General features: G+C 46.4%; 24 protein-coding genes. 1 reads left to right on the plus strand and 23 read right to left on the minus strand.

Annotated elements, in window-relative coordinates; translation table 11 throughout:
- The first annotated feature begins 32 nt into the window (after positions 1-32).
- Positions 33-1820 carry a carboxylesterase family protein gene (locus tag KBS54_02690; GenBank protein MBQ0055038.1) on the plus strand — a complete coding sequence of 596 codons (1788 nt, stop codon included), beginning with the start codon at positions 33-35 and terminating at the stop codon, positions 1818-1820.
- A gap of 74 nt (positions 1821-1894) precedes the next feature.
- Here KBS54_02690 and KBS54_02695 read toward each other — a convergent pair whose 3' ends face one another.
- From KBS54_02695 to rpmF, 23 genes are all read right to left on the minus strand, one after another.
- Entirely contained in the window at positions 1895-3262 is a 1368-nt protein-coding gene (locus KBS54_02695; protein MBQ0055039.1) for an MATE family efflux transporter, read from the minus strand.
- A 130-nt stretch (positions 3263-3392) separates the two neighbouring features.
- Positions 3393-4964, minus strand: coding sequence for an RNA-directed DNA polymerase (locus tag KBS54_02700; protein MBQ0055040.1), 1572 nt, complete (start codon positions 4962-4964; stop codon positions 3393-3395).
- 170 nt (positions 4965-5134) lie between these two features.
- On the minus strand, positions 5135-6679 hold the full coding sequence (locus KBS54_02705; protein MBQ0055041.1) for a hypothetical protein: 1545 nt from the start codon (positions 6677-6679) through the stop codon (positions 5135-5137).
- Entirely contained in the window at positions 6669-7325 is a 657-nt protein-coding gene (locus KBS54_02710; protein ID MBQ0055042.1) for a hypothetical protein, read from the minus strand. Before KBS54_02710 ends, KBS54_02705 begins: the two co-directional genes overlap by 11 nt.
- A 597-nt stretch (positions 7326-7922) precedes the next feature.
- The gene (gene guaA, locus KBS54_02715) at positions 7923-8900 is read right to left on the minus strand and encodes a glutamine-hydrolyzing GMP synthase (protein MBQ0055043.1); all 978 of its coding nucleotides are present in this window, start codon (positions 8898-8900) and stop codon (positions 7923-7925) included.
- A gap of 115 nt (positions 8901-9015) precedes the next feature.
- Positions 9016-10653 (minus strand): chaperonin GroEL, encoded by a 1638-nt coding sequence (groL, locus tag KBS54_02720; GenBank protein ID MBQ0055044.1) that lies wholly within the window; start codon positions 10651-10653, stop codon positions 9016-9018.
- Between the two features lie 15 nt (positions 10654-10668).
- Positions 10669-10959: a co-chaperone GroES gene (gene groES, locus KBS54_02725; protein ID MBQ0055045.1), complete on the minus strand. Its 291-nt coding sequence runs from the start codon at positions 10957-10959 to the stop codon at positions 10669-10671.
- A 182-nt stretch (positions 10960-11141) separates the two neighbouring features.
- A complete protein-coding gene (locus tag KBS54_02730; protein ID MBQ0055046.1) occupies positions 11142-12275 on the minus strand; it encodes a DUF362 domain-containing protein in 1134 nt (377 codons plus the stop codon).
- Between the two features lie 173 nt (positions 12276-12448).
- Complete coding sequence (gene tsaD, locus KBS54_02735) at positions 12449-13480, minus strand: tRNA (adenosine(37)-N6)-threonylcarbamoyltransferase complex transferase subunit TsaD (GenBank protein MBQ0055047.1); 1032 nt, start codon at positions 13478-13480, stop codon at positions 12449-12451.
- A 14-nt stretch (positions 13481-13494) separates the two neighbouring features.
- Positions 13495-14046 carry a hypothetical protein gene (locus tag KBS54_02740; GenBank protein MBQ0055048.1) on the minus strand — a complete coding sequence of 184 codons (552 nt, stop codon included), beginning with the start codon at positions 14044-14046 and terminating at the stop codon, positions 13495-13497.
- Between the two features lie 32 nt (positions 14047-14078).
- Positions 14079-15629 carry a murein biosynthesis integral membrane protein MurJ gene (gene murJ / locus KBS54_02745; GenBank protein ID MBQ0055049.1) on the minus strand — a complete coding sequence of 517 codons (1551 nt, stop codon included), beginning with the start codon at positions 15627-15629 and terminating at the stop codon, positions 14079-14081.
- A gap of 4 nt (positions 15630-15633) precedes the next feature.
- Positions 15634-16359 carry an LPS export ABC transporter ATP-binding protein gene (gene lptB / locus KBS54_02750; protein MBQ0055050.1) on the minus strand — a complete coding sequence of 242 codons (726 nt, stop codon included), beginning with the start codon at positions 16357-16359 and terminating at the stop codon, positions 15634-15636.
- Positions 16360-16375: 16 nt separating this feature from the next.
- Positions 16376-17209 (minus strand): hypothetical protein, encoded by an 834-nt coding sequence (locus KBS54_02755; GenBank protein ID MBQ0055051.1) that lies wholly within the window; start codon positions 17207-17209, stop codon positions 16376-16378.
- 43 nt (positions 17210-17252) lie between these two features.
- Positions 17253-18008: a hypothetical protein gene (locus tag KBS54_02760; GenBank protein ID MBQ0055052.1), complete on the minus strand. Its 756-nt coding sequence runs from the start codon at positions 18006-18008 to the stop codon at positions 17253-17255.
- 1 nt (position 18009) lies between these two features.
- Positions 18010-18696, minus strand: coding sequence for a ribonuclease III (gene rnc / locus KBS54_02765; GenBank protein MBQ0055053.1), 687 nt, complete (start codon positions 18694-18696; stop codon positions 18010-18012).
- A gap of 6 nt (positions 18697-18702) precedes the next feature.
- Complete coding sequence (gene fabF, locus KBS54_02770) at positions 18703-19941, minus strand: beta-ketoacyl-ACP synthase II (GenBank protein ID MBQ0055054.1); 1239 nt, start codon at positions 19939-19941, stop codon at positions 18703-18705.
- 78 nt (positions 19942-20019) lie between these two features.
- A complete protein-coding gene (gene acpP / locus KBS54_02775) occupies positions 20020-20268 on the minus strand; it encodes an acyl carrier protein (GenBank protein MBQ0055055.1) in 249 nt (82 codons plus the stop codon).
- A gap of 47 nt (positions 20269-20315) precedes the next feature.
- A complete protein-coding gene (gene fabG, locus KBS54_02780) occupies positions 20316-21050 on the minus strand; it encodes a 3-oxoacyl-[acyl-carrier-protein] reductase (GenBank protein ID MBQ0055056.1) in 735 nt (244 codons plus the stop codon).
- A gap of 25 nt (positions 21051-21075) precedes the next feature.
- Positions 21076-22017: an ACP S-malonyltransferase gene (fabD, locus tag KBS54_02785; GenBank protein MBQ0055057.1), complete on the minus strand. Its 942-nt coding sequence runs from the start codon at positions 22015-22017 to the stop codon at positions 21076-21078.
- 28 nt (positions 22018-22045) lie between these two features.
- On the minus strand, positions 22046-23041 hold the full coding sequence (gene plsX / locus KBS54_02790; protein ID MBQ0055058.1) for a phosphate acyltransferase PlsX: 996 nt from the start codon (positions 23039-23041) through the stop codon (positions 22046-22048).
- Positions 23038-23631, minus strand: a complete 594-nt coding sequence (gene fapR / locus KBS54_02795) for a transcription factor FapR (GenBank protein MBQ0055059.1) — start codon at positions 23629-23631, stop codon at positions 23038-23040. The genes plsX and fapR overlap by 4 nt, the downstream gene beginning before the upstream one ends.
- A gap of 125 nt (positions 23632-23756) precedes the next feature.
- Positions 23757-24251 carry a hypothetical protein gene (locus KBS54_02800; protein MBQ0055060.1) on the minus strand — a complete coding sequence of 165 codons (495 nt, stop codon included), beginning with the start codon at positions 24249-24251 and terminating at the stop codon, positions 23757-23759.
- Between the two features lie 186 nt (positions 24252-24437).
- Entirely contained in the window at positions 24438-24641 is a 204-nt protein-coding gene (rpmF, locus tag KBS54_02805) for a 50S ribosomal protein L32 (GenBank protein MBQ0055061.1), read from the minus strand.
- Positions 24642-24816: the final 175 nt, after the last annotated feature.

A 24816-nucleotide genomic window follows, 5' to 3' on the forward strand; every position in this document is an offset into this window, starting at 1 on the left:
AGTTCCAAATTTGACGCGAAGGAGATGTTCTCATGAAGAAAAAATTTGTTTTGGCGGCGCTGGTAATCGCCTGTATTGCCGCCGCGCTGTTTGCTTTCCGCGGCGACGGATACAAAGAGGCGAAGCTTTTGGAATACGCGCCGAACAATGAAATTACGGGAAACTATGACAAGGCTCTTGCCGCAAAGTGCGAGAACGGCACTTTTGTAGGAAAAAAGAACGGCAGCGTTATAGAATTCCGCGGCATTCCGTTCGCGCAGCAGCCTGTCGGCGAACTGCGCTGGAAAGCTCCTCAGGAGCCGCTTCCGTCAGACAAGGTGTTTGAAGCGTATCACGATGGCAAAAGCTGTCTGCAAACGCCTGACCCGTACGAAAGGGCGTCGCTTTACGAGCAGGGAGAAGACTGCCTGTCGCTGAACGTGTTTGTAAGTTCAAAGGACAAAACCGCGAAGAAGCCCGTCATGGTTTTCGTTCACGGCGGAGGCTACGAGCAGGGCGGACACAGCGACCCTCTGTATGACGGCTATAATTTCGTGCGCGAAAATCCTGACGTCATTCTCGTAGTGACGACCTACCGCATGGGGCTTATGGGAATAGTGGATTTCTCGCAGGTTCCGGGCGGCGAAAATTATATGGACGCCTGCAACCTGCCGCTGCTTGACCAAATAGCAACTCTCAAATGGGTTAAGAAAAACATAGCGGCGTTCGGCGGAGACCCTGACTGCGTTACAGTTTTCGGCGAATCCGCAGGCGGCGGAAGCGTTTCAAACCTTGTTGTCAGCCCGCTTTCAAAAGGGCTGTTCAAGCGCGCGATACCTATGAGCGGAGCCTGCACCTACGGCCAGACAAGAGCGGACAGCCAGGTGCTGACCAAAGCTCTTATGGAACGTTTCAACGCGAAAAATATGGACGACCTTATGAAGGTCAGTTACGAAGACCTGCGCAAATTCTGGGTTGACGAAGGCGGCATGACGAAATATAACTTCCCGATTATTGACGAGAGTATGCTGCCGGCAGACACGCTTGACGCATGGAACGGAGAGGCGATAAAGGATATTGAAATTATGCAGGGCACCACAAAAGACGAGTGGCGCTATTTCATAGAAGTTTTTGCCGATGACCTCGATTTCTTCAACCTTGTCAACGACGTTACCCAAAAAATGCTTGCGGAAAACGCCTCACCCGAATATCTTGAAGCCTCCGCAAAGCTTATGGCCTATCTGACGAAAAAATACGGCAAAGAATGGGCTCCTACGGAATTCGGCAACGGGCAGCTCTTCCGCGCCGGACAGATGTATCAGGCAATAGCCCACGCAAAGCAGGGCGGAAAGGAATTTTTCTACCGCGTGGACAAGGAAGTTGAGGGACCAAGACAGGAAATACTCAAGGCGTGCCACGCAGTCGAGCTGCCGTTCATTTTCGGCAACTTTGACAAGGAACAGGCAAAGAACACAAAGGAAAACCGCGTTTATTCAAAACAGCTGCAGAGAATGTGGGTCAACTTTGCAAAGACGGGCAATCCGTCGCTTTCGGCAAAGGATAATCCCGATGGAAAAGCTGTTGAGTGGCAGCCCTTCACCAATGACACAAGAAAAGTTATGATTTTAGCGCAGGGCAATCTGCACATGGAAGAAAATCCCGAGGCGGAACGCACCGAGCTTGAACAGAAGCTGATTGCGACAAACCCGCAGTACAAACATCTCCGCGGACTTGCGCCGGTGCTTGCCAGAATTGTGCAGATTCCGGGCAAAGAAGACAGTTTTAAGAAAGTAACGGAGAAACTCACAGAACACGCGCAGAAAGTAAAAAACGCCAAATAACCGTCTGCGGGAAAAACAGGCACAAAACGGGGAGAGCTTCACTCTCCCTGTTTTTATTCAGCCGGCCTGTTTGCTTACGGTTTTCCGAGTTTTCTGTAAACAGTAAAGTACATACAGAGAAAGCAGGACAGTCCGCCGATTAAGTTTGAAATCGGCTCTGCCCAGAAAACGCCCATTATTCCAAGCGACGGTATTCTCGGCAGAAGAAGCGTGAGAGGCACAACCACGATAATTTTTCTCAGTATGGAGAAAAATACCGCCTGTTTTGCTTTTCCAAGCGAGGTAAACGCTGACTGCCCCGCAAATTGCAGTGTCATGAAGATAAAACCGAGAAAATAGATTCTCATCGGTAAAATACCTGCGGAAAGCATTTGCCTGTCGCTGCTGAAAATGCCGATATAAAATCCGGACAAAAGCAGCGTGCTTATCCAGAAAATCCCTGTGTAACAGAGCGCCAGCAGCGTTTCAAAACGAATACCGTTTTTTACTCTGTCAAATTTCGCCGCGCCGTAATTGTAGCTCAGAATAGGCTGCGCACCGTAGGTTATGCCGTGAATAGGCAGTATTATCAGTTCGCGCACGGAGTTGATAACGGTCATTATTCCTATGTAGAGGTCGCCGCCGAACACGGAGAGCGCAGCGTTGCACACAGCCTGAACAGAGCAGTTTGTAGCGCCGACTATAAAGCCCGGCAGTCCAAGCGCAAGTATATTTTTTACCTCTGCGTGCGCTATGCGCGTATTGCGCACCGAAATACGCAGTTCTATCTCTTTTTTGTGCAGAAAAGCAAGCACCCACACTGCGGCACAGAACTGACTGATGACCGTGGCAGCAGCCGCGCCTTTTACGCCGAGATGAAACACGAAAATAAACAGCGGGTCAAGCGCAAGATTGATAACTGCGCCCAAAATTGTCGTGAACATTCCGACTTTCGGAAAGCCTTGAAGATTTATAAAGAAATTCATTCCGGTGCTTACCGCGAAAAATATTGTTCCCAGCATATAAATATCAAGATATTCCGCCGCATGGCGGTACGTTACGCCGCTTGCGCCGAGCAGATAAAGCAGCGGCGTTTTTACCGCAAACACAAGTACGGTAAGTACAAGACTGACAATAATTTCAAGCGAAAACGCTGTTGAAAGAATATTCTGCGCCTTTTGTCTGTTTCCGCTGCCTCTTGCCATTGAGCAGAGAGGCGAAGCGCCCATCGAAATCCAGTTGACAAAGGCTGAAACGAGAGTAATTATCGGAAAACAGAGCCCAAGCCCCGAAAGGGCGTTGCCTGCGTCAAACGCGCCCATGTGACCGATATAAACTCTGTCAACGATGTTGTAGAGCAGCTGAACAAGCTGTGCCAGAGTAAGCGGAACTGCCTGCGACAAAATAAGGCGGCTGATACTGCCGTTTCCGAAATCGCCCTTGTTCAGCTGTCCTGACGCCATAAAATCACTTCCCCGCCGCGCTTCTGTAAAAAGAGCATCGGGATCATTCACACGGCACTAAGCAAGCAAGTGAACAATTTCAGAACTTGTATACCCATTTCCAGTATCACCAATGATGCGAGCTATCTGTTCAATTTGATACGGTGTTGGTGACGGTAGCATCATTAACTATTTCTTTCCTGATAAAACTTACACCTGCTTGCTTCATTAATGTCCATTGACCATGTAATTTACCCTTGGATAAAGCTTCATAGCAAAACAACCAGTAACGATCCATATCTGTGTCTTCTAGCTTCACAGCTACTTTATTAAGTGGCTTTACCTGCGTTGCGTTTCTTTTCCAATGATTCTGCTTCATAAAGTAAATCCATGTCAAAATCAGGAGCAGACAATCTTTACTTTTGATTATATAGTCCTGTGCTTCGGTATAATTATTCTCAAACTCAGCAAGCACGAAACCGAATCGAATTGCGAAATAAATTGAATAACACAGACTCTCATAATCGTTTTTATTGACTGAATCCATATATATTGTGTCTGAAAGGAGCTTGATATCGCTTGCATCAACTTCATATGGTATAAACACATACTCTTCCATCAAGTGCAAAAGGTATGGATAGAGCGCAGCCATATGCATAAATCGCTTTGTCGCCAATTTCTTTCCGTTACTAGAGAGCTTTGAACCTTTCAGCTTTTTGATGGCATAATTTATTATTGCGAAGTTGCCTGTTTCAGTTGCTATCATTAATGCCGTGTCAATAAACGTATTAACCTGCGGATATTCAACCATTCCTGAAACACCCACTTTGGGTAAATCACTCAGTTGATGTTTCCAGTTCTTTTCTATGCCAATAGGGAGTTCAACAATCTTTGTCTTTTTGTGATTTAAAGGTAAATCGAATTCACGAAGAGCTTCTTCAAGATCTCGTAGGAATCGTTGTGCCTTATCGTGACTGTCAACATAGCAATCGTAGTCATCTATGTTCCTGACATAACGGTATCCTTTATCATAAAGTTTCTTATCTACGACGGTCAAAACAATCTCAGAAAGCAGATTTGAAGTATGCGGTCCGACAAGAAGCCCATGCGTTTCACCGTTACGCATATCTGAACACATTTTATCAATATTATTATACCAAATATCATCACTACGTGTTTGCTTTGCTTTTTCCTTTCCAACCAAAGCCCACGGTATTGAATGCGTGTAAATACTAGGGAAGCATGTGGAAATATCCGCTTGAACAATATAGCGGCTCATTCTTTTACCTTGTATCAGTAAATCCAACTCTGGATTACCGTCTACTCGCCAGTCTTTATAATTCATCTCAAAGATACGCTTTTCGTTGTACTTTTTGCGAACGTGAATCCGGCTGACACGGTAACTCTGTCCATTTGTCTGTAAATGGAAATGGGCGCGTATCTTATCCCAGTTATCTCTGACTTCAGCACACACTCTCTGATACTTAAAAGGATTCGGAATTCCCATAAGCCGTGGTATACCAATATTTCGCATTACCCGAAAGGTTATATATTCATTCCAGCCAGCTTCAAACGGATTAGACACTGTCTTGCAGTAATTGAAGAAAGGAACGGCAGTAAATACAGGTGGAAGTTTTTCAGCGAAGAAGCCATATGCAAGGAGCCCTTCGTAAAGTTCATCAGAAGATATTTCGTCCATAAAATCTATATACTTTTTATCCACTGAGATACTTACCTCCGATTCTATCAAATAATGGACATAGCATTTTGCCCACGCTTTTTGTAATTATGCAGACTGAGCCAATTCTGCTATTTTATCAGCAATTTCTTCAACAGTTTTTTGTCTGGTATTTCTATCAACTTTATCTGCTCATAAAGATATCTATTCATTGTCTATTTTATATTATGTCCACTAGCATATAAGGGCAATTTTATTTGTCCAAACTCAGGAAGGCATTTGAAATCTATGAGCATATTTTCATTAAATCTCTTTACTAAACCTAATTGCTTTTCTGTTTCGATTAAATCATCTACTGAAATCACATCTAACACTTTGCGAAAATCTATTTGGTCAAGTACTCTTTTTGTAAAAGGACGTTTAGAATCAAGAAACGCTATACTACATATGTATTTTTGTACAATAGACGAATTTAATATTAACATCGTTGTATATGCGGTATCGTATGTTGGAAGACAGATAAAATAACTGGTATCGTCTGTCATTATTGGACAACCACTTTTTGCACTCAAAAGAGAAAATAATGGCTTTTTATAAAATCCACTAACTCCAACTTTATATGTAGCATATGAATACTCGCCAACACCAAACATAGCAAAAGCAGGTGTATTTTTATAAATTGCACTTTTCCTTTTTTCAAAAAATGCTTTATGTGAAAATAAATAATTCCATGTTTTTGGGGCATCTCTTTTTATATGTGATGTATCTTCTCCAATTGACTTTTGCGTTACAATTACATATCTATCCGACCTATCAATAATTACTGATTTAAACATACTACTCTTTACCAAAGGATAAACAAAACAACTTTCTATGTCAACTTCTTCAGATAGTCCATTTATCATAGATTTATTCTGTAAAGACAACTCCATTATTTTAGAACAATCATGTTTAACACCTTGACGCCACTCAAAACAAGATTTTCCTAAAAAATTGTTAATATGTGTTACTTGATTTTGTAGCCGCCCTGAGTTATATAAAATTTTGTTCGTTATTATCTTTGGCTCATAAAATGAATATACATTACAAAAAGCAGAAGTAACATTATTATTGCTTAATTCGATTACCAGTAAACACGCGCTCGCATTAATACCAAATACTTTATTTGCATTAAATTCTAAAATATCACAAGCACTAAATGAAATATAATTGCGATGTAACTCGGAAAAGATGTTCCTAGCTACAGATGTTTTACATAGCATTGCAATAGTCGCACGTTTTCCACGTAAAGCTGATATCAACTGAAGAATAATATACTCGCAAATATCAAAATTACTAGCACCTGTAAGGGCATCAATCCCTCTTAATCCTTTAAAATTTACCTTTTGAGGAAGATTAATTGAGTTGAACGTCGATAATGTACTATTGGTAACCCAAGGTGGATTGCCAATAACAAGAATATCACTATCGTTTTTTATTATGTTTGATAGGTCAATTGAAAAAATATCTGCATTAATAATCTGGACTCTATTATCACTAATTTCATCTATACATGATTTACAATATTTAGGATTTAACTCAATTCCAATAATTTTTCTTGCACCAAAAATTAAACTATTCTTTATAAAACTGCCAGTTCCACAAGTTGGTTCAATTACAATAGACGGATTAAGTTTTCTTGTATCTTTTAGATATTTACAGACATCAAAAGCAAAAGAATCCGGTGTCTGATAATCGCCATACTCTCGTTTACCATTCATAGTTAACAACTCCATCTATCTGATTATTCAGTTCAATGACTCTAGCATATTGTAATCTCCACTGCAACGCATTGCTAATAGTTAGATAACCTTGTGTAGGAGGACTACACAATATTTCATCTGCTAATTCATTATAGATTATTTCATCTCCAGGAACATTTCTATCCTCTAAAAAACCTACAATATCCTCTTTACGTGCACCATCATGTACCATTTCTATGAGTCGCTTTGTTATAGTAAAATCAGCTGTTCTTTTAGCAGCAATAAAAGTACAGTGTGTAAAGTGCAAATAGCATATATCCGTTGAATCTTTCTTATCGTAAACAAACACAATAATATTATATCCCAACCCATATATTTTTTGGCGAGCATTCTTGAAAGGGCAACTTGATTGTGGTTGAGTGATAGATGTAACTTTTATATCTGTACAAATATTCTCTCCCGGCAAATCAATACCTTTGGCACTACTTCCAATAGTTACTATGTAACGCTCCTTCAAATAGTTTTGAAATCTATGCTCCACATATGTTCCAACAGCTTTTCCATCAGTAACACCCAGTAATTCTGAATGGTTTTCTTGAGACATTAGTTCACAAAAAACTTTCGCAGCTTCTATCAAATTGTTTATAGTAAGTATTGGTTTCACAGAATTATCCTCATTTCTTTAAATTAACCGTTATATAGAATCAGTTATAATATATTATTTAAATCTCAACCATCACTTAATACATATTTTAGTAAAACTTTCACTATTACAGTTTCATTTTTACTAGGTTTATCAATCAACCAATCGCTTACTCCTACGCATTTAGCAAGTTCTCTTCATTAATTGTTTAACCAATTAAAATTTCTATCACCTATTACAAGTTAATACATCAGTATCATTCAAATTCACACAGATAGCGTAGTATGAATAAATGGAAAATATAACTATAAAACTACATCTATTACATATTTATTTTTCAACTTGTTTTTGACATTTTAAAACTAACGACACTTGACAATATCTTTAACAATCCCAATTTGAATATCTTCCTGGGATTTTTGGTTATACTTAAATTATCGACAGTACTTAATGTCACTTCTCGTATTGTGTTTTATTCGTTACACACCTATCATCTACACTTCGAGTTTTCTATTCTTCTTTCATGTTCAGCAAATATCTCTGTTTACATTCGACCTTACCAAGCGCAAGTGTACATTTCATTCTTAAAAATCATGTATATTAAACAACTGTACTATTCTATTCCCACTCTATTGTTCCGCTGGGTTTCGGCGTGAGGTCGAACAGCACACGGTTGACGCCTTTCACTTCGGAGGTAATTCTTTTCGTAATGTGCTGAAGCAGTTCGAAAGGAACGTTTTCAACCGTGGCGGTAACGGCGTCTGTAGTGTTGACGGCACGGATTACAACCGGCCAGTCGTAGGTGCGGAGACCGTCTGTAATGCCTGTTGATTTAAAGTCGGGAACTATTGTGAAGTACTGCCACACCTTGCCTGCGAGGCCGTTTTTGGCAAATTCTTCGCGCAGGATTGCGTCTGATTCGCGGACGGCTTCAAGCCTGTCGCGCGTGATTGCGCCTACGCAACGGACACCGAGTCCGGGACCCGGGAACGGCTGGCGGTACACCATATTGTTAGGCAGACCAAGCTGTTTGCCGACGACGCGGACTTCGTCCTTGTAAAGGAATTTAACGGGCTCTACAAGCTCAAATTCAAAATCATCAGGCAGTCCGCCGACGTTGTGGTGCGATTTGACGGGGCCGCTTTCAAGTATGTCGGGATAAATTGTTCCCTGCGCAAGGAATGAAATACCTTCAAGCTTGCGTGCTTCTTCTTCAAATACACGGATAAATTCCGCGCCGATGATTTTGCGTTTCTTTTCGGGCTCCGCAACGCCTTCGAGTTTGTCAAGGAACCTGTCTGCCGCGTCAACGTAAATAAGATTCGCGTCCATCTGATTTCTGAAAACGTCAACAACCTGCTCCGGCTCGCCTTTGCGGAGAAGTCCGTGATTGACGTGAACGCAGACAAGCTGTTTGCCTACCGCTTTAATCAGAAGCGCGGCAACTACCGATGAATCCACTCCTCCCGAAAGCGCGAGCAGAACCTTTTTGTCTCCTATCTGTCTGCGCGCCGCCTCAACCTGTTCTTCAATAAACGCCTGCGCAAGCTCCGGCGTTGTTATGCGCTGCATTGTTTCCGGTCTTCTGTTCTCCATGACACAACCTCCTTAAAGTTCTCTCAAAGCACTGCTGAATTATACAACTGTTGGGCTGAAATGAAAATAAAAAACGGGCTCTTGCGAGTCCGTTTTTTGTTATTTTTATTGCAGCTTAGTACATGCCGCCGGGCATTCCGCCCATTCCGGGTGCGCCCTGGGGCATTTCCGGTTCCGCTTTCGGTTTGTCGGCAACAAGCGCGTCTGTCGTCAGAATCATTGCCGCTATTGAGCTTGCGTTCTGGAGAGCTGAACGCGTAACCTTTACAGGGTCAATGATACCGGCTTTGATCATGTCAACGTATTCGCCTGAAGTTGCGTCAAGTCCCTGACCTGCTTTGAGCGTCGCGACCTTTTCGCAGATGACGTCGCCCTTCATGCCTGCGTTTTCGGCAATGATCTGAAGAGGTACTGAAAGCGCGCGGAGAATAATCGTTGCGCCCGTTTTAATGTCGCCTTTGAGCGTGTCGATGTATTTTTCAAGTCCGCTTATGCAGCTTACAAGAGCTACGCCGCCGCCCGGGACGATGCCTTCTTCAACTGCCGCACGGGTTGAGTTGAGAGCGTCTTCAATGCGGAGTTTGAGTTCTTTCTGCTCCGTTTCCGTTGCTGCGCCGACCTGGATAACCGCTACGCCGCCGCAAAGTTTTGCAAGGCGTTCCTGAAGCTTTTCCCTGTCGTAGTCAGAAGTTGTGTCGGCAATCTGTTTGCGGATCTGCGCCGCGCGGCCTTCGATTTCCTTTTTGTCGCCTTTTCCGTTGACGATTGTCGTGTTTTCTTTGGTAATCGTAACCTTTTTGGCTTTGCCGAGCACTTCGACGCCGGCTGTATCAAGTTTGAGACCGACTTCTTCGCTGACTACGGTGCCGCCTGTTACCGCGGCTATATCCTTGAGCATTTCTTTTCTTCTGTCGCCGAAGCCCGGGGCTTTGACAGCAACAACCTGGAGTATGCCGCGGAGTTTGTTGACAACAAGCGTCGCAAGGGCTTCGCCTTCAACGTCTTCCGCAATTATGAGAAGCGGCTTGCCGAGCTGGACTATCTTTTCAAGAAGTCCGAGCATATCCTTTACGTTGCTGATCTTGCTGTCCGCGATAAGAATGTTGGCGTCTTCAAGAACTGCTTCCATACGGTCTGCGTCTGTAATCATATACGGGCTGAGATAGCCGCGGTCAAACTGGAGACCTTCAACCGTTTCAAGCGTCGTGCCGAGGCTCTTGCTGTCTTCAACGGTGATAACGCCTTCCTGTCCGACCTTGCCCATTGCGTCCGCAATAAGTCCGCCGATCATCTGGTCGTTGGCTGAAATGGCTGCAACCTGCGCAATTCCGTCATGACCTTTAACTTTCGCCGCTTTCTTTTTGAGCGCTTCAACAACGTTTGCCGTTGCGAGTTCCATACCCTTGCGGATAAGCATACCGTTGGCGCCGGCTGCGACATTTTTAATGCCGTCATGAATCATAGCCTGTGCAAGAACGGTCGCTGTCGTTGTTCCGTCGCCGGCGACATCGTTTGTCTTTGACGCGACTTCTTTGAGAAGCTGTGCGCCCATATTTTCAAACGGATCTTCCAGTTCAAATTCCTTGGCAATCGTAACGCCGTCGTTTGTGATAAGCGGTGAGCCGAATTTTTTCTCGAGAACTACGTTGCGGCCCTTCGGTCCGAGGGTAATTCCGACTGTGTCTGCTACTTTATTGATGCCGCGCTCCATTGCCCTGCGGGCATCTTCTTTGAAAAGAAGAATTTTTGCCATGATAAAAACCTCCCGTTATTTCGTGACTATTGCCAAAATATCTCTTTCGCTGAGAATGAGATATTCTTCGCCGTCAAGCTTAATTTCGGTGCCTGAATATTTACTGTAGACAACCCTGTCTTTTACCTTGACTTCCATTTTCTGGCGTTTGCCGTCATCTGTAATTCTGCCGTCGCCGACCGCAACAACTTCGCCCTCAAACGGTTTTTCCTTCGCTGAATCCGGAAGAACAATACCGCCCCTGGACATCTCTTCGTGTTCGAGCGCTTTGATTACTACTCTGTCGCCAAGTGGTTTGAGTTTCATAAAAACCCCTCCTGTATAATATAGTTTTGCAACTGGCTGCCTGCTGTTAGCACTCTTGAGCAACGAGTGCTAAAACTTAACGAACGTAGTGTAGTGCTTATTTAATAAAATGTCAATACAAAAATATCGGTAAAATTACCGATATTTACTTATTTTTTTGTTCAGCGGCTGACCGCAGGAAGCTATTTGACGGAAATCAGCTCGTACTTTCTCGTTCCAAGCCCTATTTTTTCGCCGTGTACAAGCTGCGTTTCCCACTCCGATTCAGGTGTCGTGTTTCTGAAATGGTCGTGGTGGTCATGGAAGTTCTTATCAGCCATATTGTCACCGAGCACCGAATTTCTGATAGGCTCCGCTTTCAGGCAGGCGTCAGCGCAAGCCTGGTCAAGCGCCACAGGATCCGAGGACGCGAAAATCCCGATATTGGGAAGAATCGGCGCGTCATTCTCGGGGTGGCAGTCGCAGTACGGCGACACGTCAACGACAAACGATATATGGAAACTGTCTCTTCCGGAAACAACCGCCTTCGCGTACTCTGCCATTTTAGCGTTGAGAAGCGGAACCGCGTTGTACTCGGAAAATTCTATCGCGTCAAAATTGCAGGCTCCCAGACAGCGTCCGCAGCCTACACAGCTGTTTTTGTCAACGCGCATCTTCTTCGTTGTTCCGTCAAACACAAGCCCGTTGTTGGCACATTCCCGCTGGCAGCGTTTGCAGCCGCGGCATCTGTCTGCGTCAATTTCAGGCTTGCCGTTGGAATGCTGCTCCGTCTTTCCCGCTCTTGAACCGCAGCCCATTCCGATATTTTTTATCGCGCCGCCGAAGCCCGTCATTTCGTGTCCCTTGAAATGCGTCAGGCTCACAAAAATATCCGCGTCCATAACGGCGTGGCCGATTAATGCTTTTTTAACGTACTCCCCGCCCTCAACGGGAACGGCAATATCATCTGTTCCTTTCAGTCCGTCCGCAATAATCACGGGGCACCCTGCCGAAAGCGGTGTAAAACCGTTTTCCCACGCACAGGCAAGATGTTCCAGCGCGTTCTTTCTTGACCCGGGATACATCGTGTTGCAATCTGTCAGAAAAGGCTTTCCGCCAAGTTCCTTAACAAGATCCGCAACAGCCTTTGCGTAATTCGGGCGCAGATAGCTGACGTTGCCAAGCTCGCCGAAATGCATCTTAATCGCGACAAATTTTTCGTCCATGTCAATTTTCGCAAGCCCTGCCGTTTTCAAAAATCTTTTGAACTTATCCGGCAGACTCTCACCGAAATATCCCGTTCTGAAGCTTGTAAAATAAACCCTTGCCTTTTCCACAATTACAGCTCCCTTCTGTCGTACAAAATTCTCAAACAGCGTTAGTATAGCATTAAAAATCGGTTTTTGCAGAAGAATTGCAAAAAACAGGCGGCTTTTGCCGCCTGTTAAAATTCGTGCTTAAATCTTATTTATACCTGTTGTATTCAAAACCCAAAGCAAGCTTTTCAACGTCAGTCCCACAGGCTCCAGCTTGGATTAGGCGAAAGGGACAAATCGGACGTTATTCCGCGCCGGAAGTTGTCAAAACCTGCGGCGGCTATCATTGTCGCGTTGTCCGTACACATGAATTTCGGCGGGAAGAATACGCTCCAGCCTTTTTTCGCTGCAAGCGTTTCAAGCTTTTCGCGAAGCCCGGAATTGGCAGCAACTCCTCCGGAAAGCGCAGCCGTTTTTACACCGGTCTGTTTTACGGCAAGTTCGATTTTTTTGCAGAGACATTCCGTAACGGCGTTCTGAAACGAGGCGCAGAAATCTGCAAGTTTGACCTGTTCCCCGTTTTCTTCAGCTTTTCTCACAATGTTGACGGCAGCCGTTTTAAGACCTGAGAAACTGAATTCAACTTCTTTCGTAAAAGCAAGCGGCAAAGGCAGTTTGTACGCGTTTTCGTTTCCTTCGTGCGCCAGTTTGTCTATCACAGGCCCTCCCGGGTAGCCGAGTCCGAGAATTTTAGCGACCTTGTCGTATGCCTCACCTGCCGCGTCGTCGCGCGTGGAGCCAAGCAGCTCATAATTACCGAATTCTTTTACCAGTACAAGCTCCGTGTGTCCGCCGGAAACAATCACGGATATAAACGGCGGTTTCAGTTTTTTTGCTCCCTGCGCGGCAACGTTGGCAAAGAGATGTCCTTCAAGGTGGTTAACACCGACCATAGGTTTGTTCCAGCCGTATGCAAGCCCTTTGGCAGTCATTACCCCGACCATCAGAGAGCCTATAAGTCCGGGGCCTGAGGTTACTGCTATTAAATCTATCTGTTTTGCGGGATTGTCTATCCCTGCCTCTTCGAGTACCTCGTCAAGCAGCGGCAAAATCGCTTCCTGATGCATTCTGGAAGCAAGTTCAGGCACGACACCGCCGTATTTGGAGTGCGAGGAAATTTGGCTTGCAAGCTTTGACGACAACACTTCGTCAGCGCCGCGCAAAACGGCAATGCCTGTGTCGTCGCAGCTTGATTCTATTCCGAGAGTGATAAAGTTTTCGTTCATTGAAGCTATTTAGTTTATTTAATCGTCGGTACTTTGAATTTTTCAAGATATTTGTCGTAGCCTATTTCGATTTCCGTCCCGGGCTTGCAGTATTTTTTGGGCACCTGCACGCAGAATGACCACTCGTCTGCGAGCTGCGCGTTTACCCCTATCGGAATCCACGATTCCCGCGTCAGTATGTCTTCTCTTTTGAGATGGTAGCCGCCAATGTTGAATTTTTCCGCTTCAACTACCCACGGCTGGTTTGCGACAAGGTAGATTATAAAATTCTCGTAGCCTCTTTTGCCAAAGCCCATGTCATTGTTTGCCGACTGAAGCCATGCAGGGGCCTCCTGTGATTTTGCTATCATTTCGGACATTGTCCCGCTGAGGTAAATAAAATGGATTGAGCCCCTGGCGCCCATAATGAACTCGTCGCCGACCGGAGTACCCTCGACAAAGGTTCTTATGCAGTGCGTATCAAGCAGTTTGACGTAACCCTCGTCAAAGTCCTTGTTGGGATTGTCAGCAAACGCCGTTCCGGCAAGCGCCAAAACAACCAGCAGAGCAAGAAGTATTTTTTTCATTTTAACTGCCTCCGTTTCAAATTAATTGCGTTTTATTTTTTCAAAGCCTGTTTCAGCCAGTCAAATTCGCTGCATTTCAGCAGGTATGCAGACACGAAATAAAGCACTGCCGCCAGAAGCATAAGTATTCCTATCCAAGCCGCGCGGAGCATAAGCGCTCCGTTCACGGGATAATTCCACAAAAATCTGACAGACAGAAGCCCTGCAAGCATTACTCCGATTGAAACAAGTATTTTTCTGCACCAGTCAAATTCAAACAGTTTCAGCGGAATTCCTATATTTTTTGACAGCGCCCGCGCACCGTAGAAGCTTGAGCAGGTGAACGCGAGGGCTACCGACGCCGCGAGCCCCGCGTATTTAAAGAGCGGCATAAGCGTCAGACTCGCGCACAAGTTGACCAGAACCGTTACCCCCGTAACGCCTATCGCCGCTTTCGGCATGCGGCGTGCGTACATGGCGCGCAGAATTACCGTGCTGCTTGCCATTCCGGGCAGTCCGAGTCCGTAAAGCGAAAGTGCAACAGCCGTTGAGTGCCATGCCCATTCGTCAAAAGCTCCCCTGAAAAAGAGCAGGTGTATTGTTTCCTGCGAGAAAAGGAACACCCCCGCCGTCACCGGCAAAACTATGAACAGGTTAAAGCGCAGCGCGTCGCGGATAAAGTCGCGGAATTCCTCCCTGTTTTCGGGGTCTATTCTTGAGAGCATGGGAAGTACCGCCTGAGAAATCGCTATTACAAACAGTCCGAGCGGAAGCTGAAGTACCCTGTCGGCATAATTCAGGACAGATATTGAACCGCCCTGAAGGAACGAGCCCATCATACGGCTTATCACGGGATTTATCTGATTAAGGGACAGCCCCGCCGCGTACGGCAGGAAAAGCGCCATCATATCGTGAAGTTCTTTGTTGTCTTTTTCAGGCTTCGCAGGGCGCAGCGGCATTTTGACTTTTCCGCACCAGTACCACTGGAGGCACATATTGCTTAAGCCGCCGATTAAAACGGCGATTGCAAGATTCCAAACACTTTTTTCTTTTGCTATGCAGAGAATATAGAATATAAACGCGGCGTTGCTCAGGGCAGGGGCAACCGCCGGCACAAAAAAACTGCCCATTGAATTCAGCACCCCCATAGCAAGAGCCGAAAGAGACACAAGCAGAAGGAACGGGAAAAGCATCTGCGTAAGCCTGATGGCGGTTCTGTAGGTTTCTCCGCTGAATCCCGGCGCCATAAGCTTTACAAACAGAGGGGCACCGATAATTCCAAGCAAAACGACTAAGGAAGTACAGACTGCAAGCACGCTGAGAGCCTGACGCGCAAGTCTGTGCGCCGTTTCGTGTCCATCGGTTGAAAGAGTTCTGGAAAATACGGGAACAAACGCGGCAGAAAGAGCCCCCTCCGCAAGCAGCTGTCTTGCGAGGTTCGCAAGCGTATAGGCAACATAAAAAGCGTCCAGCTGACAGGTTGCGCCAAAATATGCCGCAGTAAGAACTTCCCTTGCAAGCCCCAAAATACGGCTTGCAAGTGTTCCGAACATCATTTTTGCGGCATAACGCACCATGCCGGACAAATTTTTATTTTCAGTCATGCAGTTACCAGGTAAAATTCTCTCCCAAATACCATTTTTTAGCTTCTTCGTTATGCGCTATTTCATCAGGCAATCCCTCAAGAAACACCTTCCCGTCGTGTATAAGGTACGCCCTGTCTGTTATTGAGAGCGTTTCACGCACGTTGTGGTCTGTCAGAAGCACCCCGTAGCCGCGTTCGCGGAGAGCCTTTATCATTGACTGTATGTCAGCGACCGCGATAGGGTCTATCCCGCTGAAAGGTTCGTCAAGCAGGATATACGAAGGCTCAAGGGCAAGACAGCGTGCTATTTCCACGCGGCGCCTTTCACCGCCCGAAAGCGATATTCCCTGTGTGTCTTTGATTTGTTCTATGCCGTATTCCTTCAAAAGCCGGCGTATTTTTTCATGACGTGCAGTTTTTTCCATTCCGGCTTCTTCAAGCACCAAATCAAGGTTCTGGAACACGGTAAGTCTGCGGAAAATTGAGTCTTCCTGCGGCAGATAGCCTAAACCGCATCTCGCACGCTTGTACATCGGCATCTGCGTCATTTCCGTATCGCCTATAAAAACGCGCCCGCTGTCGGGAAGAATACGTCCGGTAATCATGTAGAACGACGTACTTTTGCCGGCTCCGTTAGGCCCGAGCAGCCCGACTATTTCTCCGGTTTTTATATGAATTGAAAGGTCATCGACAACCCTGCGTTTGTTGTATATTTTTACCAGATTTTCAGCACGCAGTATTTTCTCCAAAATAATCTCCCCCGAACTATTTGTCCGTAACAAAGGTAATTTTGCTGTTTCCTTTTGCTTCTACCAGCTTAGTTATTTCATTGTAGACAAGCATGTCGGCTTTTATCGTCTTGCCGTCCTCGCGAATACCGTGCGCGTTGCCGGTTACAACAAGATTGCCGCTTTTTTTGTCATAAACCGCTTTATCTCCGAAAAGCCTGCCTTTAACCCCTTTTTTGTCCGTATGGTCAAAAACAACTTTCCCGTGCGCTACAGCAGACTGCACCTCATCTTTGTCATTTATTTTGCCGTATATTTCATCTGCGGAAATTGCATATTTTTCTTTTCTGTTCTCAAGTTTCGCAACCTTAATTCCCCTAAAATCCTCTCCGCTGCGCATAAGGTCGGCAGCTTTGGCATATATGTTGTTGTACAGCAGTTCAACTCCCCCGTGAGCTTCGTACACCTTTCTTCCGGTAATAACTTTAACCTCCGGCGCATTGAGAAAATTTACTTTGCCCTGTCTGATTTTGACCTCTCCGAAAGCTTCTACGCAGTCGGAATTTTCAACCTCGGGATCTGCTGTCCATACAGCTTTGGAAGCGCTTACAGTCGCATTGCGGGAAACAATGTCGCCGCGCACCGGATTGCCGTACATGGTTATCTGTTTGTCTACAAAGCCTTCTGCCCTGTCGCCCTTAAGCACGTCCTGTCCTTTTGTGAAGACAACGCTGCCAACGGCAGACGCCGCCTTGGTATTTATATTGTAATTCAGTTCTTCAGCCTCAATTGAGCCGTTGGTCTGGGAAAACGCAACAGTTGCAACGCAGACTGCCGCAGCCGCAAAAAGCATAAACGCTGCCTTTTTCATTCTTTGCCTTCCCCTTTCTGTTTGATAAATTTGTTTAGTATCTCTATTTATTAGTATCCTTAAAATATTTCAGCCGCTTTGCCGCATACCTGTATATGGACATCAGCGAGTTAAAATAGTTTTCTCCCGTTTCTGCCCGCGGCAGATATATTTTCTTTTTGTAATTCGCAAGACAGGCATTTACCTGAGGCGGCGTCCAGCCGTCCACAAGTATTACAGTGCCTTTCTGTTCAGACATTTCCACAAGTTTTTTCAGCGATTCCGTGTCATCCGACTCCCAGCGCTTCCATTCGCTTTTGTCCGGCCGCACCGTCGCGTCGTGCGCCGAACTGATAAGCGCTCCCTCAATCCCCGTCAAATCCAAAAAAGCCACATCACCCGGCAGACAGTAGCGTCCGATATCCACGGCGCTGTCCAGGGCAGCCTGAAATTCCGCAAGCCTGCGCTGATAATATTTGTAATTTGCATTGTCAGCCGTGCTTGCAATGCGCATGACGGCATGCGCCACGTACGGAATACGCGCCGGATCGTAATAGGAGCGCAGTATTTCGTCCTGCGAAACGTCCGTATCTTTAAAAAGCCGTACTCCGCCGCGTCTGCGCAGCTCTTTTTCATTAAGCGCGACAAAGGCTGCCCTGCCTTTGCCTGCTTTGGTTCCTGAAATAAACGAAATAACCGTGTTGACGTACGGCGATGATGAAACAAACCGCGCGGCAGAAGCAGGCGCTGCCTGTACAAGCAGCAGGCTGGCCGCAAGCAGAAAATATATTTTTTTCAACAGTTTGCCGTACCTGTTCATATCAGTTCCGAACCTTCAGAATATCCAGCGCGTTTCTTGCCGCCATAAATTCTGCGGATTTAATGTTTTTGCCGGTGCCCTGAGCTGTTTCTTTTCCGCCTATAAACACGGCGACCCTGAAAGGCTCACCGCTGTCCGGCTCAGGGCGGAAAAGCGTTGCATAGCGGGGCGTTTCCCCTTTGTATTTGGACTGCACATATTCCTGAAGCATGGTTTTGCTGTCAACATAGTTGAGGGAAACGTGGTCTGCCTGCTCCAATAGGTAATTTTTAGCCGCTTTTTTGGCGGTTTCGTAGTCCGAATCAAGGAATACAGCGCCGAAAACTGCTTCTCCTGTATTTTCCAGCATGGCTTTTGACACGCTGCCTTTAACTGATTTTCCTGTCCTGAGTATCGCGGCAAGACAGTGCTTTTCAGCCCAGTCGGACATCGTCTGACCGCATACGAGCTGTGACCGCACTTTGGTAAGCTGCCCTTCGTCAACCCCGCTCAGCATACCGTATATAATTTCGCTTGATATAAGTTCCAGTACAGCGTCGCCGAGAAATTCAAGGCGTTCGTTGTTGTACGCAAGACCGTTTTCATTGGCATAGGAGGCATGAGTCAGCGCTTCTTCCAGAAGCCTCATGTCTTTGAAATGATATCCAATCTTTGTCTGAAAATTTTCAAGCAGTTCTTCTCTGTTCATTAACCTTTAGTCCCTGCATTTTTCAAGCGCGATAACAGCGTTGTGACCGCCGAACGCGAAAGCATTGACTATAACCCTGCGCACGTCCGCTCTGACCGCCTTTCCCGCAACAACGTTCAGCGCACATTCAGGGTCAGGCGTTTCGTAGTTCAGCGTCTGGTGAACTATGCTTTTGTCAACAGCCATAAGAGCCGCTATAAGGTCAAGCGCCCCGCTTGCGCCCAAGGCGTGTCCTATCATTGATTTTGTCGCCTGAACAAGCACTCTGCTGCCTGCTTCTTCTCCCATGAGTCTCTTGACTGCTTCTGTTTCCATTTTGTCATTTAAAGGGGTTGAAGTGCCGTGTGCGTTGACCAAATCTATGCTTTTCGGATCCCAGTCCGCCCGCTCAACAGCAAGCTTCATCGCCGTATAAGTGGCGTCTCCCGAAGGATCCGGAGCTGTAAAGTGATAGGCGTCGCAGGTTGCGCCGTAACCCTTAATTTCGGCATAAATATGCGCGCCGCGCGCCTTTGCCGCTTCATATTCCTCAAGCATTATCACGCCTGCGCCTTCGCCGAGTACAAAACCGTCTCTGTCCGCGTCGAAGGGACGGCACGCTTTTTTTGCCTCAGGATTGCGTGAAATGGCTTTGGTGGCGCCGAAAGACGCTGCCCCAAACGGAATTATTGTGGCTTCTGTGCCTCCTGAAAGCATATAATCAGCGTCTCCGCGCACAATCGTGTGATACGCTTCGCCTATACTGTGGAGCGCTGTAGCGCATGCTGACGACACAGAGAAATTCGGCCCCTTCGCGTTATGCTTCATCGCAACGTAACCGGAAGGCATATCAACAATCATCATAGGTACGGTAAAAGGCGAAACACGGGCTTCGCCGCGTTCGCTGAGAACCGTTACGCTGTCAACAAGCGTGTGAATACCGCCCTGTCCGCTTCCTATACATACGCCGAATCTGTACGGATCAACGTCTGTAAAATTGATATTTGCTTCTTCAAGCGCCTGACGCGCGCAGACTTCAGCAAACTGTACGGTTCTGTCAGTATGGCGCGCTTCTTTTTTATCAAACCAGAGCAGAGGATCAAAATTCCTGACCTCGCCCGCAATATTCAATCTGTAATCCGCTGCGTCAAAAGCAGAGATAAAATCTATGCCGTTTTTGCCCTCGGCAAGCGCATCCCAGTATTCGTTTCTGCCAATGCCTATAGGAGACACAACGCCAATCCCGGTTATAACAACCCGTCTCATACAAAACTTCACTTCTCTTCCACTGAGTGTAAAACGGCAGGAAGACAGAAAAATTCTTCCTGCCGTACAATAACAACACTATTCTGCGTCAAGTTTGCCTTTGATATAGTTAGTCGCCTCACCGACTGTGGTAAGTTTTTCCGCGTCTTCATCAGGTATTTCAATGTCAAATTCTTCTTCTATACCCATGATAAGTTCGACGATGTCAAGTGAGTCTGCGCCAAGATCTTCGACGAAGGAAGCTTCAGGTTTAATTTGGTCTTCCTCAACGTTAAGACGATCCATAACTATTTCTTTAAGTTTCGCGTCAATTTCTGCTGCTGTCATATCACAGTTCACCTCCTTCCGGAATTTTATCAATAAAACTGACTGATTTAATACATTGTCAAGCCGCCGTCCACCGTAAGAACCTGCCCCGTTATGTAATCAGCGGCGTTAGACGCAAGAAACGCAACCGCTTTCGCGACATCTTCCGGCTGTCCCGCACGGGCAAGCGGTATCGCCTCAAGAGTTTTCTGCCGCGCCGTTTCAGGCATGCCGCGCGTCATATCCGTATCTATAAACCCGGGAGCAACGGCATTAACTGTAATGTTTCTTGATCCTGTTTCCTTTGCAAGAGTCTTAACAAGACCTATAATTCCTGCCTTGGCAGCCGAATAATTTGCCTGTCCAACGTTGCCGACAAGACCTGAAACTGAACTGACAGCTATAATTTTTCCCTTCCGCGCCTTAAGCATTGAACGCAGAACCTCTTTCGCACAGTAAAACACCGAGTTCAGGTCAACGTTAAGCACAGCCTGCCAGTCTTCGTCCTTCATGCGGAGGAAAAGTGCGTCGCGGTTTATACCGGCACTGCATACAAGCACTTCAACCGCGCCGAGCTTTTTCTCTGCCTCAGCGCACATGGCGGCAACATCTTCATGTTTTGAAACGTCCGCAGCAAAAAAATCGCACCTGACACCTTTTTCGCGAATTTCATTAACAGTGTTTGCAACTTCTTCAGAAGCCGCAAGGTCGTTCAAAGCAATGTCAAAACCTCTGGCTGCAAGCTCCAGAGCTATTGCTTTGCCTATTCCTCTGCCGGAGCCGGTTACAAGTGCCGTTGCCATGTATATATCACTTCTTTCGTCAGACTCAGCTTTTGATTACAGCCAGTGCCTTTTCAATATCCTCAGGAGAAGATACCGACACCGGCGTATTGCCTTTCAATATTTTTCTTATGAGACCTGACAAAACACTTCCGGGCCCCATTTCTATGTACTTCTCCGCCCCTGTTTCCTTCATTCTGAGCACGTCCTGCACCCAAAGCACGGGAGAAAACGTCTGCTCGTAAAGCGCACGGCGGATATCCTCAACAGTCCTGAGCAGAGTTGCTTCCGCATTGCTGACAACAGGACAGAGCGGATTCTTCCATTCAAGCTTTTCAAATTCGGCTTTAAGTTTCTCCGCGACAGGACGCATAAGGCTGCAGTGAAAAGGTCCCGAAACACGCAGCGGAACGGTGCGCGCCCTGTGCTGTTCCTTTATAATTTTCTCGGTTCGGGCTACAGCTTCCGTGTGCCCTGAAATAACAATCTGCTCTGGCTGGTTGACGTTTGCCGCGCTGCAAACCTGTCCATTTTCAGCCTGTTTGCAGACAGCCATTACTTCGTCAAGAGGCATACCTATAACCGCAAGCATCGTTCCTCTGCCGGCAGGCACCACTTCCTGCATGAGCTTTCCGCGCAGCCTCACAAGACGCACACAGTCAGCAAGGGAAAGAACGCCGCTCGCAACCATTGCGGTATATTCTCCCAAGCTGTGTCCCGCCATACATACCGGCTTTAATATTCCGCCGATTTCTTCCTGAACAGCCCTGTAGACCGCTATACTGACCGTAAGGATAGCCGGCTGCGTTATTTCAGTCTGCATAAGCTCCTCCTGAGTACCGTTAAAAATAACATCACTCAACTTGAAACCAAGCGCCTCATCAGCTTCTTCAAAAACCTCAGCCGCCGCCCTGTATTTTTCCTTGAAAGCCTGTCCCATGCCGGGGCGCTGTGCGCCCTGCCCCGGGAAAACAACAGCATAACTCATGCAAAAACCTCCGCTGCAATGCGCTCCTTTATCTTTTGGCTATCGCTTCCATAATTTTAACGAGACCGTCGCGTTTCACAAAATCGTCCGCTCCGAGAATTGCATAACAGAGCTGTGTTTTTCGCGATCTTCCGTGCACTTTTATAACGGTGCCGTTGACACCGAGAAGACAGGCGTGACCGATTTTGGTCCAGTCAATGCGTGCCGAAAACCGTTTTACTGCAGGAAGCATAAACGGCAGACCGAGTTTTGGAAGCAGATGTTCCTTAAATTCCTTCTTAAATTCAGTCTTGATCAAATCCACAAGTCCTTCTGCAAATTTAATCATAACGTTCCCTGTAAATCCGTCGCAGACAACAACGTCGCAGGACCCTTCCGAAAGCTCGTTTGCTTCTACAAAACCACAGTAATTGATATCGTCATCGGCTTTAAGCATTTCAGCGGCGGACAAAATCGCTTCATCGCCCTTAATGTCCTCTGTACCGATATTAAGCAATTTAACCTCAGGATTGTCGATATGCTCAAAAATCTGGGCGTAAATATGCCCCATCGCGGCAAACTGATAAAGATTTATCGGCTTGCAGTGAACAGTCGCCCCGACGTCAAGCAAAAGCACGGGACGGCTGACGGAAGGATAAACTATGCCGAGGGCAGGCCGGTCTATACCCTCAAGTCTTCCGAGAATAAGCACGCCGCCGGCGGCTACCGCCCCTGTATTTCCGGCGGTTACAAGCCCGTCTGCCCTGCCTTCCTTAACCATTCGGAGCGCAACCACCAAACTTGAATCTTTTTTCTTGCGGATTGAAACGGAAGGATGGTCATCGCCCTGAATGACTTCTGAAGTATGAATAATTTTAATTCTGCCAAGCACGTCCGCAGGGGCTTTGGCTATAAGCGGTTCAATCTGCGCTGAATCCCCCACGAGAGCCACCTGTAAATTACTGCGTTTTGTACAGGCTTCTACAGCCCCCTCACAGGCAGCTTTCGGCGCAAAATCACCGCCCATTGCATCTATGGCAATCATTTTTTCAGACCTCCCGCCTGCGCTTTCTCCGTGCCGCTGCATCCGGCAGCGACAAAGCGTCCTGTAAAAATTTCTTTCCCCTCCACGCTGGCGTGAACGCTTACTACATATTCCCCGTTCTTGTGTACGCCGACCTTCGCGCGGGCAACAACCCGCTCCCCTATCCGCACCGGTTCCTTATAAAATATTCTGGCGCCTTTTATTACGACAGACTCACAGTCAATCGCGGAAACAGCCAGCGTCGATGCCTGCGTATATATATAATAGTCGCTTATTATGTCCGTATGGCGAAAACTTAAATCTCTTGTTCCGACAAGAACTGAAAGTGCTCCTTTATTTGGTTCGAGCTCAAGCAGTTCGCCTACAACGTCCTCTGTTTTCAGGGAGCGAAGCCTGCTGGTAGCCTTTTCTGCCATCAGCCTTGCGCGTTCGCGAACCTCAGGAACAGAAAGAAGCCCCCTGTCAAGACGAACAGTACTCACGCTGACACCAAGTGACGAAGCAAGCTCCTGATCTGTCAGGAGAGGATTAGTGCCTATTAAATCCAAAAGCTTCTTATGGCGTACTGCCCTTGCATTGTCCGTGCGCATGAGGACCTCCGCGAATCAGAATTATGACCTGCTGCTAACACTTGGACATATTATATGCCGATACGGAAAAAAGTCAACAAAAAATGCGGACATTCGTCCGCATTTTGATCCATTTTGACCGTTTCTCAGCGCTTTTTCTTCGCTGCAATTTCCATGGTTTTGTCATACAGTTTGTTCAGACAGTCTTCCTTGTCCGAAGGAAGCTGCTGCCAGTCGTCAATACCGCGCGTTCTTACAGACGAACTGCTGCCCTGACTGCTTTGCTGACTGTATGAAGAGCCTGAAAGCTTCGAACTTTCAAAGCTTGTCTCATCCAAAATTTTGTACTTTCTTTCAGTTTTGTGGAAAGCGTAGAGGAAGCGGTCTTCCCGTTTTGTCTCACGCGTTTCGCCTGGCTTGAACGTCTCTTTTATTTCCGAAACGGAAGCCGCCTGCGCCGTGTAATAACTGCCGCATTTTTTAACGGAGCTTTCATCCAGCGTCACTGTATAGTTTCTGCTGAAATCCCTGTCGCTCGTCTCACGTGAAACAACAGTCACATTTCCGGCAAAAGACGCAGCCGCAAAAACTGTTGAAAGACACACTGCGCCGGTCAGGACAATCAATTTTCTTCTGTTCATTACAGAACCACCTCACTGAATTTATTTTCATGGTAAATCTATTGTAGGCGTTTTAAAAAGAAATCGCATACGTAATTTACGCAGAATTTTTCATGTACGTTCCCAGCTGAAATATTTTCCGGAGCACAGAAAACAAAATGAGAAACCTCGCGGTCTCTCATTTATAAACTTACAGAACGGATTAACCTATTCTTCAGCCGCTTTGGCTTCTTTTACGTCAAGGACTTTACGTCCTCTATAGTATCCGCAGGCAGGACATACGCAATACTGGCGCACTGTTTCGCCGCAGTGCGAGCAGGTTGTTGCTCCGCTTGTCGTGAGTTCGCCAAGGTACTGTGATTTACGCTTGTGTGAACGTGCATGTGAGACTCTTCTCTTCGGGACTGCCATCTTGTTCCCCCCTTAGTTCCTTAAACACAAAAATTACAGAGGTGATTATAGCACTTTTTTCTATTTTTGCATTAAGTTATTCTTTTTCTTCTTCAACAAACTGTCTTAAAACTTCAAAACGCGCATCGCCGGAAGATTTTTTGCAGCCGCAGATTTCGGTGTTCAGATTTGCTCC

The organism is Candidatus Equadaptatus faecalis, assembly GCA_018065065.1.
Taxonomy (GTDB): domain Bacteria; phylum Synergistota; class Synergistia; order Synergistales; family Synergistaceae; genus Equadaptatus; species Equadaptatus faecalis.

What these genes read in the sequence shown, in the direction of transcription:
- KBS54_02705 (MBQ0055041.1), bottom strand. Translation starts at nt 6,679, where the DNA reads ATGAATGGTAAACGAGAGTATGGCGATTATCAGACACCGGATTCTTTT.
- tsaD (MBQ0055047.1), bottom strand. Translation starts at nt 13,480, where the DNA reads ATGAACGAAAACTTTATCACTCTCGGAATAGAATCAAGCTGCGACGAC.
- fabF (MBQ0055054.1), bottom strand. Translation starts at nt 19,941, where the DNA reads ATGAGACGGGTTGTTATAACCGGGATTGGCGTTGTGTCTCCTATAGGC.
- KBS54_02755 (MBQ0055051.1), bottom strand. Translation starts at nt 17,209, where the DNA reads ATGAAAAAGGCAGCGTTTATGCTTTTTGCGGCTGCGGCAGTCTGCGTT.
- fapR (MBQ0055059.1), bottom strand. Translation starts at nt 23,631, where the DNA reads ATGCGCACGGACAATGCAAGGGCAGTACGCCATAAGAAGCTTTTGGAT.
- KBS54_02740 (MBQ0055048.1), bottom strand. Translation starts at nt 14,046, where the DNA reads ATGAAAAAAATACTTCTTGCTCTGCTGGTTGTTTTGGCGCTTGCCGGA.
- rnc (MBQ0055053.1), bottom strand. Translation starts at nt 18,696, where the DNA reads ATGAACAGAGAAGAACTGCTTGAAAATTTTCAGACAAAGATTGGATAT.
- rpmF (MBQ0055061.1), bottom strand. Translation starts at nt 24,641, where the DNA reads ATGGCAGTCCCGAAGAGAAGAGTCTCACATGCACGTTCACACAAGCGT.
- KBS54_02800 (MBQ0055060.1), bottom strand. Translation starts at nt 24,251, where the DNA reads ATGAACAGAAGAAAATTGATTGTCCTGACCGGCGCAGTGTGTCTTTCA.
- KBS54_02690 (MBQ0055038.1), top strand. Translation starts at nt 33, where the DNA reads ATGAAGAAAAAATTTGTTTTGGCGGCGCTGGTAATCGCCTGTATTGCC.
- guaA (MBQ0055043.1), bottom strand. Translation starts at nt 8,900, where the DNA reads ATGGAGAACAGAAGACCGGAAACAATGCAGCGCATAACAACGCCGGAG.
- plsX (MBQ0055058.1), bottom strand. Translation starts at nt 23,041, where the DNA reads ATGATTGCCATAGATGCAATGGGCGGTGATTTTGCGCCGAAAGCTGCC.
- fabD (MBQ0055057.1), bottom strand. Translation starts at nt 22,017, where the DNA reads ATGAGTTATGCTGTTGTTTTCCCGGGGCAGGGCGCACAGCGCCCCGGC.
- groES (MBQ0055045.1), bottom strand. Translation starts at nt 10,959, where the DNA reads ATGAAACTCAAACCACTTGGCGACAGAGTAGTAATCAAAGCGCTCGAA.
- KBS54_02695 (MBQ0055039.1), bottom strand. Translation starts at nt 3,262, where the DNA reads ATGGCGTCAGGACAGCTGAACAAGGGCGATTTCGGAAACGGCAGTATC.
- murJ (MBQ0055049.1), bottom strand. Translation starts at nt 15,629, where the DNA reads ATGACTGAAAATAAAAATTTGTCCGGCATGGTGCGTTATGCCGCAAAA.
- groL (MBQ0055044.1), bottom strand. Translation starts at nt 10,653, where the DNA reads ATGGCAAAAATTCTTCTTTTCAAAGAAGATGCCCGCAGGGCAATGGAG.
- acpP (MBQ0055055.1), bottom strand. Translation starts at nt 20,268, where the DNA reads ATGACAGCAGCAGAAATTGACGCGAAACTTAAAGAAATAGTTATGGAT.
- KBS54_02760 (MBQ0055052.1), bottom strand. Translation starts at nt 18,008, where the DNA reads ATGAACAGGTACGGCAAACTGTTGAAAAAAATATATTTTCTGCTTGCG.
- fabG (MBQ0055056.1), bottom strand. Translation starts at nt 21,050, where the DNA reads ATGGCAACGGCACTTGTAACCGGCTCCGGCAGAGGAATAGGCAAAGCA.